Below are 13,841 nucleotides of genomic sequence, written 5' to 3' on the forward strand. Positions count from 1 at the left end.
TGAAAAACATCTTATAACATCTTTCCGAAAAACTGTAATTTTCTTGAAAGAAAGATAAGGGTATGATATACTTCTATTAAGTAACATTGGAGAAAAAACAAATGAAACGTGAACTCTTACTCGAAAAAATTGAAGAATACAAATCTCTAATGCCTTGGTTTGTTCTGGAGTATTATCAGTCTAAACTATCGGTATCTTATTCTTTTACGACCTTATACGAATACCTTAAGGAATATAAACGCTTTTTTGACTGGTTGATTGACTCAGGTATTTCAGATGCTGATGATATTGCCTCAATTGACATCAAAACCTTGGAAAATCTAACTAAAAAAGATATGGAGTCATTTGTCCTTTATCTACGTGAACGTCCATCTTTGAATACCTATTCCAAGAAACAAGGTGTCTCTCAAACGACCATTAATCGCACACTTTCAGCTCTATCTAGTCTCTATAAGTATTTAACCGAGGAGGTCGAGGGTCCTGACGGTGAGCCATATTTCTATCGTAACGTCATGAAAAAAGTTTCTACTAAGAAAAAGAAAGAAACCTTAGCTGCACGTGCTGAGAATATCAAACAGAAACTCTTTCTTGGTGATGAAACCATGGAATTTCTTGATTATGTAGAAAATGAATACGAAGTCAAGCTCTCAAATCGCGCCAAATCCTCGTTTTATAAGAATAAAGAACGTGATTTGGCTATCATTGCCTTGCTACTGGCTTCAGGTGTTCGACTCTCTGAAGCTGTTAATCTGGACCTTAAAGATATCAATCTAAAAATGATGGTCATCGACGTCACTCGAAAAGGTGGCAAACGGGACTCAGTTAATGTAGCAAGTTTTGCAAAGCCCTATCTTGAAACTTATCTCAGTATACGTGATAAACGCTATAAGGCTGAAAAGCAAGATGTTGCCCTCTTTTTAACGGAATATCGAGGGGTTCCAAACCGTATTGATGCTTCAAGTATCGAAAAGATGGTTGCCAAATATTCTCAGGATTTCAAAATTCGTGTGACTCCCCACAAGCTTCGACATACTCTGGCAACACGCCTTTATGATGCTACCAAGTCTCAAGTTTTAGTGAGTCACCAACTTGGCCATGCTTCCACTCAGGTTACCGATCTATATACGCATATTGTTAATGATGAACAAAAAAATGCTCTAGACAATTTATAATTAGCTATCCCAACCATTCCTATTTGGAGTGGTTGTTTTTATTTTACATAAATTTAATTATGCTACATCTATTTTGTTACTCCTTTAAACACATAACTATATTTATGTAAACTATCATACACAAAAAACAAACTCTCCTTGACGGAAAGCTTGTTTTTCTTATTAATAATCTTTAAGAGCAGATTCAACGGCTGCTTTTTCTTTTTCAATCAAGTTTACTCGTGCAGCAATTGTCTTAATTCCCATTAAGATATTACGTTCCAAGGCTTTATCACTTGTTTGTGGCTCAAAGAATGCAATATATTGATCAAGACGTTCTTGTGTTTTAAAGATTCCTGCTGGGATATTAACAAAGCTATCAAAGCTCATATCGCCACCAAGGGCTGCCTTAATCCAATCCCAATTATCTTTTGCCCAGTTCCAAACGCTTTCTTGAGCAAATGATTTGTTGAGGAAGTTCATATACCAGAGATACAAGTCTTGAGGTTTAACAACATGTTTGTCTTTAAGCTGACCTAGGACAAAGTCAAGGCCTTCTTGGTTTTTAAGATATGAAACTGCTTGAGTCAATTGGCGACGGAAGTTACTGTCGTTTGTTGCTACGTAAGCATTGACATAATCTTCAACAAGAGTAAGACTGTTTTCTTGTTTCATTTGATTAATGAGAACGAGTCCACGGACACTTGCTGGGATGCTTTCGATGTTTTCTTTATGAGCTTGGAAAACACTTGCAGCTGCAAGGACCGCTGGTTGATAGTCTGCTTGGATCAAGTAGCTAAGGGCTGTTTGGCGGACCATTTCATCTTCATCAGATTCACCATCTTTGGCATCGAAACCAAGGCGTTCAAAGTCGTTTTGGAATTGACGGCGTACCAAAGCCTTGTAGTGCACTTCTGCTTCTGTATCCTCATCGATAAAGCGTTTCAAACCAGCGAGGATTTGAGACTTAGCTTGTGCAATCAAGAAGCTTTCTTCTTTTTCGACAAGATCAAGAAGAGCCACTAGGCTTGCGTAGGAGATACGGCCACTTTCAGCAAGAAGACGACGTTCTTGTAAGATTTGAAGTTTACTTACCGTATCAAGGTTAGCAAATTCCTCTAAGAGTTGGTCCAAGAGTTGTCCTTGGTAGTCTGTGATGTAATGTGCCGTATTTGCTGTATTAAGGCGAAGAGCTCCTTTATTTTCAGCAGCAAGCTGGCTATAATTTGGAATCTCAATACGCTCTTCTGAGAGTGTGTCTGGGAGTCCTTTCCAATTTGTGTTCAATGGAATTTCCCAAAGACGCCCTTTATCTTCATGTTCACCAATGAAGAATTGTTTTTGACTAAGAATAAGAGTGTCATCAACAACTTCTGCACTAACAACAGGGTAACCTGGTTGCTCCAACCAAGTATCCATGAAACTAGAGACATCTTTACCAGAAGCATCAGAGAGTGCATTCCAGAGGTCACGTCCAATAGTGTTGTTGTACTGGTGTTTTTCGAAGTAAGCTTTAAGTCCTTTGGCAAAGGCTTCATCGCCTAACCAACGGCGAAGCATATGCATGAGACGGCTACCCTTAGCATAAACGATAGCACTATCAAAGAGGGTATTAATCTCATCTGGGTGATTAACTTCCATGTGGACTGACTGAACACCATCTGTAGCATCACGCTGGAGGGCATGAGGCACACCAGTTGTTTGGAAGTCTTCAAAGATGTTCCAGCTAGGTTCAATGGCATCTACTGAAACATACTCCATCATATTGGCAAAGCTTTCGTTGAGCCAGAGATCATCCCACCATTTCATCGTTACAAGGTTACCGAACCATTGGTGAGCCAATTCGTGGGCAACCACAAGAGCTACTTGTTGACGACTTGCAGCTGAGCTATTTTCGTCTACTAGTAGATAAACTTCACGATAGGTAACAAGTCCCCAGTTTTCCATGGCACCTGCTGAGAAGTCAGGAAGAGCCAGATGGTATGACAATGGGATAGGATATTTGACTTGGAAGTAGTCTTCGTAGAAATCAATGACACGAACGGCAATATCAAGGGCAAAGTCAACGCTGTTTTCAGCTTGTGCAACTGTAGCGAAGACACCAACTTCAGTTCCGTTTTGTGTTTTCGCAGTCTTACCTTGAAGAGCTCCAAAACCAAAGGCAAGGAGGTATGTTGACATACGAGGGGTTGTCTCAAATGTCCAAACCCCAGTTTCTTCACGTAGATGGCTATTGATTTCAGGCATATTTGACAAAGCGATATCGCCTTCTTCGGCATCAAATTTCAATGAGAAATCAAAAGTAGCTTTGGCTTCTGGTTCATCAACTGATGGGAAGGCTTCACGCGCAAAATGAGATTCAAACTGCGTTGAAATAATTTCTTTTTTCTCACCATTGTAGGTGTAATATGATGGGTAAATCCCTGTCATATTATCTGTAATACGACCAGAGAATTCAATGACAAGCGTCAAAACACCGGTCTCTGGAAGTTCAATATGGAAGGCTTCGTTAGCATCATCCATTTGGAAGTTTAACGATTCATTATCCAAGAGAACGGAACTAATGGTAAGGTCTTTTTGGTGAAGAGAGATGTGGTTATCAAGGGCTTCACCTGTAATGGCAACATTCCCTGTAAAGGTCTTTTCAGAACGATTAATGTCCAAGAAAAGATTGTAGTTTTCAGGGATGAAACTTTCGATAAAACGAGCAACAGATGCTGTCATACGTATATACTCCTAATCTAACTTTTCGTATCGAAACAGACTGACAAATGTTTCGATATCAGACGCTTTTGCAAAAGAAAAGAGTCTGAATTATTCAATACAGACCCATTATAACATAGATTGTAAGCTTTGCCTACAGTTCAATGATTTTCCCAGATTTGAGGTAGACAACCCACTCGCAGAGATTGCGGGCATAGTCACCAATACGTTCCAAATACATAAGGACTTGGAAATATTCTTTGGCAGCGAAGGCAGCATCAGGATTCTTGCGAACACCTTCTACTGTCATGGCTTGAATATCACGGAAATAGTTATCAATGATTTCATCTGAAGCTGCGATTTCATAAGCGCGTTTTTCGTCACTGTTCAAGTAAACATCTAGAGCATCTTCGACCATGTGGCGAACTGCTTTCCCCATTTTCTTGATTTCAGCTTCAATTTCAGTTAGGCGTTCCTCACCTTTAATGCGGATAGTTGCTTGAGCAATAGCAACGGCATGGTCACCCATGCGTTCAACGTCACTAGATGCTTTGAGGGCTGTGATAACTGTTCGCAAATCACTTGATACAGGTTGCTGAAGAGCGATAATTTCAAGCGATTTTTTCTCAAGTTTGGTTTCGTAGTTATTGACGATTTCGTCATTTTCAATGACTTCCTTAGCCAAATCACGGTCATGGCTGATAAAGGCACGTACAGCTTTCTTAAGCTGAGCTGCAACCTCTGTTCCCATAGCGTAAAATTGGTTGTGGAGTTTTTCTAATTCTTCTTCGAAGGGTGTTCGTAACATCATAATTGTTTTAGTAATCTGTCCTTTCTTAACCGAATTTACCGGTAATATAATCTTCTGTTTCTTTATGTTGTGGATTTAGGAACATGTCTTTTGTTGATGAATACTCAATGAGTTCTCCATCGAGGAAAAAGGCTGTTCGTTGTGAGATACGGCTTGCCTGTTGCATAGAACGTGTGACTAATAGCAAGGTATATTGGTCTTTAAGGTTATATAGGGTCTCCTCAATCTTACCAGCGGAGATAGGGTCGAGGGCAGACGTTGGTTCGTCAAGAAGGATAACCTTTGGAGACGTGGCAAGAACCCGTGCAATACAGACACGTTGTTGTTGCCCTCCTGAAAGTCCAAGTGCTGAGTCATGGAGACGGTCTTTGACTTCTTCCCAGATTGAAGCACCTTTTAGTGACTCTTCTACTGCTTTGTCAAGGACAGCCTTATCTTTGATACCATTGATACGAAGCCCATAAACCACGTTTTCATAGATAGACATTGGAAAAGGATTGGGTTGTTGGAAGACCATTCCGATTTCTTTACGGAGCTCAACGGTGTCTGTTCGAGGACTGTAGACGTTGTGACCATTGTAGGAAACAGCACCAGTAAGTGTCCATTCGGGGTTTAGATCTCCCATTCGGTTGATAGAGCGGAGCAAGGTTGATTTTCCCGATCCTGAAGGTCCGATAAGGGCTGTGATTTCATTTGGATAGAAATCCATTGTCACATTATTGAGGGCTTTTTTCTTATTGAAATACACCGATAAATCATTGATTGAAATGATTGGTTCAGTCATAAGTGCTCCTTTCTATCCAAAACGTCCTGATACATAGTCATTAGTTGACTGTAGGGCAGCATCTTGGAAGATTTTCTTAGTCTCATCATATTCGATAAGATCACCAAGGTAGAAGAATGCTGTATAATCACTAGCACGCGCTGCCTGCTGCATATTGTGCGTCACGATGATAATAGAGTAATCTTCCTTAAGTTCAAACATAGTCTCTTCTAGCTGCATAGTAGCTACAGGATCCAATGAAGCTGCAGGTTCGTCCATGAGGAGAATCTGTGGTTTCACGGCAATAGCTCTTGCAATACAAAGACGTTGCTGCTGACCACCTGATAGCGTAAAGGCAGATTTATGAAGATCATCTTTAACCTGATCCCACAGACCTGCTTGCTTAAGCGATGTCTCAACAATCTCGTCCAAAGTTTGCTTATCTCTTACGCCTTTACGTTCGTGAGCAAAGGTAATGTTTCTGTAGATAGACTTGGCAAATGGATTTGGACGTTGGAAAACCATTCCAATATGTTTACGCATTTCATAAACATTGATATTACTTGCATTGACATCGACACCTTGATAAAGGATTTGTCCAGTAACCTTAGCAATATCAATCGTATCATTCATTCGGTTTAGGCTACGAAGAAAGGTTGACTTTCCGCATCCTGAAGGCCCAATAAGAGCCGTGATTTTATTTTTCTCGAATTGCATGTCGATGCCTTTGATGGCTTCTTTTTGACCATAATAGACATGCAAGTCCTTTGTTTCAAGAGCGAGCTCCTTCTCTGGGAAGGTGATAATATGACGCTCGTCCCAATTGTATTTTGTCATGATAACTCCTTTAAGCGGATGTTAATTTCTTATGGAGGTAAGCTCCCAAACGACGTGCACCAAAGTTGAAAATCAAAATGAAAATCAAGAGTACTGCTGCTGAACCAGCAGATACTGCAGTGGCGTCAGGTGTCGTACCTTCTGAGTTGACCTTCCAGATGTGAACAGCTAGTGTTTCTGCTTGGCGGAAAATTGAGATTGGACTAGAGATACTAAGCGGATTCCAGTCGCTCCAGTTTAGTGCTGGAGCAGACTGACCTGCTGTATAGATAAGCGCTGCTGCTTCCCCGAAAATACGGCCAGAAGCAAGAACGATACCAGTAACAATACCAGGCAATGCCTCTGGAACCACAACGTGTAAGATTGTTTCCCATCGAGACAAGCCTAGAGCTAGCCCAGCTTCACGTTGGGTATGGTGGACGGTTCGCAAACTATCTTCAACCGTACGAGTCATTTGTGGTAGGTTAAAGACCGTTAAAGCCAAGGCACCAGATAGGATTGAAAATCCATACTGGAATTGGACAACGAAAATCAAATAACCAAAGAGTCCGACAACCACTGAAGGTAGTGAAGAAAGGATTTCAATACAGGTACGAACAAAGTTGGTAAGTCGTCCTTTTTTTGCATATTCTGATAAGAAAATTCCAGCTCCCATAGAAAGAGGCACAGAAATAATCAGGGTAATAACCAAAAGGAAGAATGAATTGTAGAGTTGAACCCCAATTCCTCCACCAGCTTTGTAAGATGATGATCGACTAGTCAAGAATGACCAGCTGATATGTGGTATCCCGCGAACCAAGATATAGAGAATCAAGGCTGCCAGGATTGTTACAATAATGCCAGCAATCACATAGAGTGTGCCAATGGCAATTTTATCAATTTTTTTAGCGTTCATAATTTCTCTTTCTCTCACGGGTAATGAATTTCACCAACATATTGAAACCAAGACTCATCAATAAGAGCACCAAGGCGAGAGACCAAAGGACATTGTTTGAAACAGTACCCATGACTGTATTTCCGATTCCCATAGTCAAGACAGATGTCAATGTTGCTGCTGGTGTTGTTAAAGAAGTTGGAATCACTGCGGAATTTCCGACAACCATTTGGATGGCAAGAGCCTCACCAAAGGCACGGGCCATACCAAAGATAACGGCCGTGAAAATACCTGGTTTAGCCGCGTTAAGTGTCACACGCCAAATCGTTTGCCAGCGTGTAGCCCCCATGGCAAGACTAGCTTCACGGTAGTGACGAGGCACTGCACGAAGCGTATCTGTTGTCATAAAGGTTACGGTTGGTAAAATCATGACGAACAAGACAAAGGTACCTGAAAGAATACCAAAACCTGTGCCACCAAAAATTAAGCGAACAAATGGAACCACGACTTGGAGACCAATAAATCCATAAACAACAGATGGAATCCCCACCAAAAGTTCAATAGCTGGTTGTAGGAATTTAGCCCCTTTCGGAGAAATTTCAGTCATAAAGATGGCTGCTCCAATGGCAAATGGCGTTGCTACCAAAGCTGAGAGCAAGGTAACTACGAATGATCCCAAAATCATTGGAAGAGCTCCGAACTTGCCTTCAGATGGCGACCAATCGCCACTAAAGAGAAACTCGATCAAGCTAACTTTATTAACAAAGAAAGTCGCCAGCCCTTTTTGAGCAACGAAAAGTAAAATCATGGCTACGATAAAAACAATCAAAGCTAGGCAAAGGAAAGTGATTGTTTTACCAAACTTCTCGAGGCGTGAATTTTTAGAGGGTGATGTTAATTGTTTCACCAATTCTTCATTTTTCATGCTTACTCCTCACTCTTCTTTGAGACTTTACCATCAGCATCCTTTGTAACTTTCATGCTATGGATGGAAATGTAACCCATTTTTGCGACGACGTTTTCTTGGACTTCGTCGCTCATCATGTAATCTAAGAATTGTTTGGTATAGCTATCTGGTTTTCCCTTGGTATACATATGCTCGTAAGACCAAATCGGCCAATCGTTAGTTGCAACATTTTCAGCTTTTGGTTCAAATCCATTTAACTTCAATGTTTTAACAGAATCATCAAGGTAGGCAAATGATAGGTAGGAAATAGCACCTGGTGTCTGAGCAACGATTGACTTAACCATACCATTAGAATCTTGCTCTTGGGTACGGATTGGTGATTTACCGTCCATAATCACTGCATCGAAAGTTGCGCGTGATCCTGAGCTGGCTGCACGGTTAATAATAGTGATCTCAAGGTCTTTACCACCAAGCTGTTTCCAGTTTGTGATTTCCCCAGTGAAAATCTTGCGAAGTTGTTCGGTTGTCAGGTTATCGACAGAGACTTCTTTATTTGTAATCACTGCAATTCCAGCAACGGCAACTTGATAGTCAACAAGCTTACTGGCATCAATTCCAGATTTTTCCTCGGCAAAAAGGTCACTGTTCCCAATTTGAACGGCACCGGATTGTACTTGAGAAAGTCCAGTACCAGAACCGCCACCTTGGACGTTAACGATATTCTCAGGGTTCTTTTCAGCGAACCCATCTGCTGCCGCCTCCACTAAGGGTTGAAGGGCCGTAGAACCAACTGCTGTAATGGACTGGCCACGGTCAATCCAAGAAGCACAGCCAGTTAAGACTAGCATGGCCATTGCCAGTGACATAATCACTGCAAGGACTTTTGTTTTTTTCATTTTTGTCCTCCGACATTTTGTAACTTAAGTAAGATAGTGTCTCATATATATGCTGTAAAAAGACATCTATCTAATTATACCAAGTATAAGATAATTAAGTCATATTAAAGTTTGATTACAGGCTCTTATATATGGAATCTTAATCCCTTAGGATAGTAGTTTTTAACCGTGTTTCCAACGATTTTGGCAAATCCAAATCCATTGCCATCCACTAAAAGCTGATACCAACCGTTTGGTTGCGCTTGATCTAGAGTGACCACATTACCAGAAACATATTGGGCAAACTGGTCTTGAGTTAGCTCTATACTTGAAACAACTTCATCAGAGGTTAACGCAATTCCAAGCGCAAAACTTGGTTCGAAACGTTTTTTCTTGAAGACACCAAGATGCAAACCATTACGAGCAATTTTAACTTTAGAAAGATCTGGAAGTCCCTTAGGAAGCAGATAGAGATTGTCCCCAAAAACTTGGAGTAAACCATCTAGATCAGTCTTAAGGTGTTTCTTTGCAAAATCTTCCCAAAGTTGCTTCTGCTCCTTGTTTAGGTTAGATTTTCCTTCTTTGATACGAATCTGCTCAGGGATGCGCTTATCCTGGAATTTTGCCACAAACTGACCTTCACCTTTGAAATGATGCGGATACATTCGAGCTGTTTCTGGAAAATCAATCCCATCGCTCATGCCATTCCATTTAGGGATTTCCACCAATTCAAGATCAGGGTAATTTTCTAAAATCCAAGCGACAACCCCTTCGTTTTCCTCAGGAGACCAGGTACAAGTTGAGTAGACCAATTGTCCACCAGGAGCGAGCATCTTCAAACCGTCTGACAATATATCCTTCTGCAATTGTGCCAGTTCACTAGGATACTCCTTATGCCAATATTGGATTGCATCAGGATCCTTACGAAACATTCCTTCTCCAGAACATGGTCCATCAAAGACAATCGTATCAAAATAATTTTTGAAAACTTTGGCTAGTTTATCAGCTGACGTATTTGTCACAATAACATTTCTCGCTCCAAAACGCTCAATGTTTTCAACCAGAATTTTGCTACGCTTTGGATTGATTTCATTGCTGACCAACAGTCCTGTATTATCTAGGTAACTAAGAAGATGAGTAGACTTTCCGCCTGGAGCAGCTGCCAAGTCTAAGACACGACTTCTCTTGGCAGGAGCTGCTACTTGAGCAACCATTTGAGCAGCTGGTTCCTGAGAATATACCAAACCAGTTGCATGATCGGCAGATTTTCCGGAAATTTTACCGTAATGGCCCCAAGGTGTTTCAGGGATAACATCAGGAAAGTCCTTCTGTTGCTTTTTCAAAGGGTTGGTACGGTAGGCGGATACGGCTTCTTGATCAAAAGATGCAAAGAAGTCCTCAGCTTCATCTCTAAGGAGGTTATTATATTTTTCTATAAAGTCTGATGGAAATTGCATAGTTTCCTTTCTATCAAAAAACTGGACTAACCAAGAGAACTTGCTGTTCTGATTTGTCCAGTATGGTTTTATGTTTCAAATTAATTTTCTGAGCCCATAATATGCTTGATTTCTTCAAGTCTGTCTTTAGGGACAAGCATCACAGCTTGACGACTAGAATAATCCAGTGGTTCTCCAGTAATGGTCTCAAGGTGATAACCCAATTTTTCTCCCATAATACTTGCTGCGGCATAGTCCCATGGGTAAATTACTGAAAAGTAAGCTAAAATTTGACCAGATAGGACTTTTGACATGCTTAAACCAGCACCACCGTAGACACGAACGCCCAAGGTCTTATCAATAAGGTCTTTTAAGCCGTGAAAATTTTTAGCATACATAGCTCCATTGCTAGCGACTAGGCAACGGTCTAAAGGTCGGTTTTTATATGCTGGAAGCAACTTGTCATTACAATACACATCAAACTGGCCACCACCATAGAAAAGTTGATCAGCCATGACGTTATAAATGAGGCCAAATTTTCCTTGCCCCTCTTCATAGTAGGCAATCATAACACAAAAATTATCTTGTTGGACAATAAAATTGACCGTTCCATCAATAGGATCCAAGACCCAGACATTTCCATCTTTGATATTATGAACCAAGCCATTTTCTTCAGCGAAAATATTGTCTGAAGGGAAGGAGGATTTAATACGTGCCACGAGTAAATCTTGTGTTTGTTTGTCAATATTAGTTACTAAATCATCATAAGCCGTCTTTTCTTCGACCGTTATAGTTTTACTTAAACTTTCTTTAATAAAAGCACCGGCTTCTTTGATGATTTCTTTGGCGAAAATCAGTTTATTTTCCAAGTGATACAAATCCTTTATCTTTTGCTTTAGCAGCTTTGACAGCTTGATAGGTTGAAAAACCGCTAGCTTCTTCAAAGGCCTTGTCTAGTTGTTTTTCAGGCGCTTTGCCTGGAACAACGGTTTTAAATGCCTTATAAGCTTGCAAGAGTTGGTCACGGTCAACCTTGCTCTCGTATGCTTTTTCTACCTGACTCAAAAAATGAAGCACTGTGGTAATTTCCTCAGTGCTCCATGATGGATCGAGTGGGTAGGAATAATTTCCTTTAGTCATTGTTACCCTCAATTTCAGCTCGAATGGTCGCTTGGCGCAATTCTTGCTTTCTATAATCACGAGGCAAAAAGGCACGAATTTCATCTTCGTTGAAACCAATTTGCATGCGTTTGGTGTCCATAATGATAGGTCGACGAAGAAGATTTGGGTATTCAGAAATCAATTGAATGAGTTCCTTGATGGTCAAATCATCCACATCGATATTCAGCTTCTGAAAGACTTTTGAACGAGTTGAAATGATATCTTCAGTACCATTTTCCGTGTAAGACAAAATCTTCATTAACTCATCGTGAGTTAATGGGCTCGTGATAATATTGTGTTCGTCAAAAGCAACTTCATGATTGGTCAACCAGGCTCTTGCTTTCCTACAGCTGGTGCAGCTAGGCGATAAAAATAAAGTTACCACGCAAACACCCCTTTCACTTTAACATTCCTAATCATTATACATTATTTGATTAGTTTTGGCTACGCTTTCTTAAAATTTTTCCGCGATTTTTTTATCAGCCTCCAGTTGAGCACATAGTTCATCGATATTATTGAACTTAATCATATCACGGATATAATCCAGCCAAAAAACTTCAATTGTCTTTCCATAAATATCGCCTTCAAAATCAAAGATATTGGCTTCAAGACGGAGTTCTGTCCCCCCAAAGGTAACGTTTTTTCCTAGGCTAGTCATGGAACGATAACGTTTGCCATCAATTACAACATCGGCGACGTAGACACCATCAGCTGGTAGAAAAGTCCTATCAATAGGTGCTAAATTTGCTGTTGGAAAACCAATGGTACGTCCACGGGCATCACCATGCACCACGATGCCACGTGTAGAGAATTCATGGCCAAGGAGTTTATTGGCTTCTTTAACCTTGCCTTCTCGTATTAATTGACGCACACGTGTTGACGAAATCTTTTCACCATCGCTTTGTTGCTCCTCAATGACATGAACATTACCAGAAAAATTACGGGCTAGATAGTCCGCATCTGTTCGATGATGTCCAAATTTGTAATCAAAGCCCACAACAACCTCTTGGGCTTTTAGACGTTTAATATAACGAGCAATGAAATCGTCTGAACTTGTTCGAGCAAAATCACTATTGAAATCTGTTAAATAAAGCTGATCAGTGCCATAGGCTTCAAAAAGATCACAACGTCTCTGAGGTGCTGTGATATGAAGGAGGAGATCATCTGTATACCTTTGAAAAGTCAATTGAGGACTCTCATTAAAGGTAAGGACAGCTACTTCAAGCTGTTTTTCATCAGCAATCTGGCGCGCCTTATCAAAAAGGACCTTATGACCACGGTGAAGAGCATCGAAATACCCTAAGACAAGGACCGTTTCCTTGTCCTGATGGATATCTTTATAATCGTTAATAGAAGTTATTTTCATTGACTTAATACTTTTCTAGGTTTATAAACTTGATTTCGCTTTTCCATGATGGCTAGAACCTTGTCTCCTAAAAAGGCCGCAACTAAGGGTTCTTGGCTATCAATAGCAATAAAACGACCAAATGAGATTTCTTTTGCATCATCTGCTGTGACTTGTACTGCTGGCAAATCCTGAACACCAAATTCGATGGGAAGGAGGAAGGAGGTATCCCCTGCTTCTACCATTTCTGAGATTTGTGAAAGCGTTAGTGCCTTATCTAATGTTAGACCAGCTGAGGCTGTTCGACGAAGAGCAGACATATGACTTGCGTAGCCGAGCTTAGCACCCAAATCGACAGATAAAGTACGGACATAAGTCCCCTTGCTACAAGCAACACGGAAGGTGAATTTTGCGGTATTGTTTTCCAATTCAATAGGAGAGGTACGGACAAATTCGGAAATTGTCACTTGACGTTGTGGACGCTCTACTTCTTCTCCAGCGCGTGCGTACTCATAAAGTTTCTTTCCGTTGACCTTAACCGCTGAATACATAGGAGGAATTTGTGTGATTTCTCCTACAAAACTAGCCATTACCATATCGACGGTTTCTTCATCTAACTCTGTAACCGGAGTTGTTTGAACGACATCTCCACTAGCATCCTCGGTAGTTGTTGAAAATCCAATGGTAATTTCTCCCTCGTAGACCTTTCCTGCTTCAGTCATGTACTCAATAACACGAGTCGCTTTTCCAATCGCTATAGGTAAAACACCAGTAACATCTGGATCAAGGGTACCTCCATGTCCGATTTTTTTCTCTTGTAATATTTTGCGTAGTTTAAATACAGCATCATGACTGGTCATTCCAGCCTCTTTTTTTAGATTAATAATTCCTGAAATCATACTTTTAATTATATCAAAAGCAATCCTAAAGAGCTAGGTAGAAACATAAAGAGGCAGAGAGCAAAGTCTCAAACCTCTT

The 13,841-nt window shown here is 40.6% G+C and carries 14 protein-coding genes; 1 reads left to right on the top strand and 13 read right to left on the bottom strand.

What is annotated here, in order from left to right; genetic code table 11:
* Positions 1 to 101: 101 nt before the first annotated feature.
* Positions 102 to 1,172, top strand: coding sequence for a tyrosine recombinase XerS (gene xerS / locus HMPREF3112_RS05315; RefSeq protein WP_070438542.1), 1,071 nt, complete (start codon positions 102 to 104; stop codon positions 1,170 to 1,172).
* Positions 1,173 to 1,334: 162 nt separating this feature from the next.
* Here the strand turns inward: xerS and HMPREF3112_RS05320 are convergent, their stop codons facing one another.
* The 13 genes from HMPREF3112_RS05320 to truB all read right to left on the bottom strand — a co-directional run bounded on the left by HMPREF3112_RS05320 (position 1,335) and on the right by truB (position 13,762).
* Complete coding sequence (locus HMPREF3112_RS05320) at positions 1,335 to 3,875, bottom strand: M1 family metallopeptidase (protein ID WP_070438545.1); 2,541 nt, start codon at positions 3,873 to 3,875, stop codon at positions 1,335 to 1,337.
* A gap of 133 nt (positions 3,876 to 4,008) precedes the next feature.
* Positions 4,009 to 4,662, bottom strand: coding sequence for a phosphate signaling complex protein PhoU (phoU, locus tag HMPREF3112_RS05325; RefSeq protein WP_021146873.1), 654 nt, complete (start codon positions 4,660 to 4,662; stop codon positions 4,009 to 4,011).
* 28 nt (positions 4,663 to 4,690) lie between these two features.
* The gene (gene pstB / locus HMPREF3112_RS05330; protein ID WP_002884992.1) at positions 4,691 to 5,449 is read right to left on the bottom strand and encodes a phosphate ABC transporter ATP-binding protein PstB; all 759 of its coding nucleotides are present in this window, start codon (positions 5,447 to 5,449) and stop codon (positions 4,691 to 4,693) included.
* 12 nt (positions 5,450 to 5,461) lie between these two features.
* Positions 5,462 to 6,265 carry a phosphate ABC transporter ATP-binding protein PstB gene (gene pstB, locus HMPREF3112_RS05335; protein WP_003092580.1) on the bottom strand — a complete coding sequence of 268 codons (804 nt, stop codon included), beginning with the start codon at positions 6,263 to 6,265 and terminating at the stop codon, positions 5,462 to 5,464.
* Between the two features lie 10 nt (positions 6,266 to 6,275).
* Complete coding sequence (gene pstA, locus HMPREF3112_RS05340; protein ID WP_022495957.1) at positions 6,276 to 7,160, bottom strand: phosphate ABC transporter permease PstA; 885 nt, start codon at positions 7,158 to 7,160, stop codon at positions 6,276 to 6,278.
* Positions 7,150 to 8,064, bottom strand: coding sequence for a phosphate ABC transporter permease subunit PstC (pstC, locus tag HMPREF3112_RS05345; RefSeq protein WP_002885101.1), 915 nt, complete (start codon positions 8,062 to 8,064; stop codon positions 7,150 to 7,152). Before pstC ends, pstA begins: the two co-directional genes overlap by 11 nt.
* 2 nt (positions 8,065 to 8,066) lie before the next feature.
* A complete protein-coding gene (locus tag HMPREF3112_RS05350; protein WP_070438548.1) occupies positions 8,067 to 8,942 on the bottom strand; it encodes a phosphate ABC transporter substrate-binding protein PstS family protein in 876 nt (291 codons plus the stop codon).
* Positions 8,943 to 9,067: 125 nt separating this feature from the next.
* The gene (locus tag HMPREF3112_RS05355; protein WP_070438551.1) at positions 9,068 to 10,378 is read right to left on the bottom strand and encodes an RsmF rRNA methyltransferase first C-terminal domain-containing protein; all 1,311 of its coding nucleotides are present in this window, start codon (positions 10,376 to 10,378) and stop codon (positions 9,068 to 9,070) included.
* Between the two features lie 80 nt (positions 10,379 to 10,458).
* A complete protein-coding gene (locus tag HMPREF3112_RS05360) occupies positions 10,459 to 11,226 on the bottom strand; it encodes an inositol monophosphatase family protein (protein ID WP_048790298.1) in 768 nt (255 codons plus the stop codon).
* Positions 11,216 to 11,497: a UPF0223 family protein gene (locus tag HMPREF3112_RS05365; RefSeq protein ID WP_004182521.1), complete on the bottom strand. Its 282-nt coding sequence runs from the start codon at positions 11,495 to 11,497 to the stop codon at positions 11,216 to 11,218. The genes HMPREF3112_RS05360 and HMPREF3112_RS05365 overlap by 11 nt, the downstream gene beginning before the upstream one ends.
* Positions 11,490 to 11,903, bottom strand: coding sequence for a Spx/MgsR family RNA polymerase-binding regulatory protein (locus HMPREF3112_RS05370; protein ID WP_002890965.1), 414 nt, complete (start codon positions 11,901 to 11,903; stop codon positions 11,490 to 11,492). The genes HMPREF3112_RS05365 and HMPREF3112_RS05370 overlap by 8 nt, the downstream gene beginning before the upstream one ends.
* Positions 11,904 to 11,972: 69 nt before the next feature.
* On the bottom strand, positions 11,973 to 12,884 hold the full coding sequence (locus tag HMPREF3112_RS05375; protein ID WP_048790297.1) for a bifunctional riboflavin kinase/FAD synthetase: 912 nt from the start codon (positions 12,882 to 12,884) through the stop codon (positions 11,973 to 11,975).
* On the bottom strand, positions 12,881 to 13,762 hold the full coding sequence (gene truB / locus HMPREF3112_RS05380) for a tRNA pseudouridine(55) synthase TruB (RefSeq protein WP_070438553.1): 882 nt from the start codon (positions 13,760 to 13,762) through the stop codon (positions 12,881 to 12,883). The genes HMPREF3112_RS05375 and truB overlap by 4 nt, the downstream gene beginning before the upstream one ends.
* Positions 13,763 to 13,841: the final 79 nt, after the last annotated feature.

The organism is Streptococcus sp. HMSC10E12 (assembly GCF_001807855.1).
Lineage (GTDB): Bacteria > Bacillota > Bacilli > Lactobacillales > Streptococcaceae > Streptococcus > Streptococcus salivarius.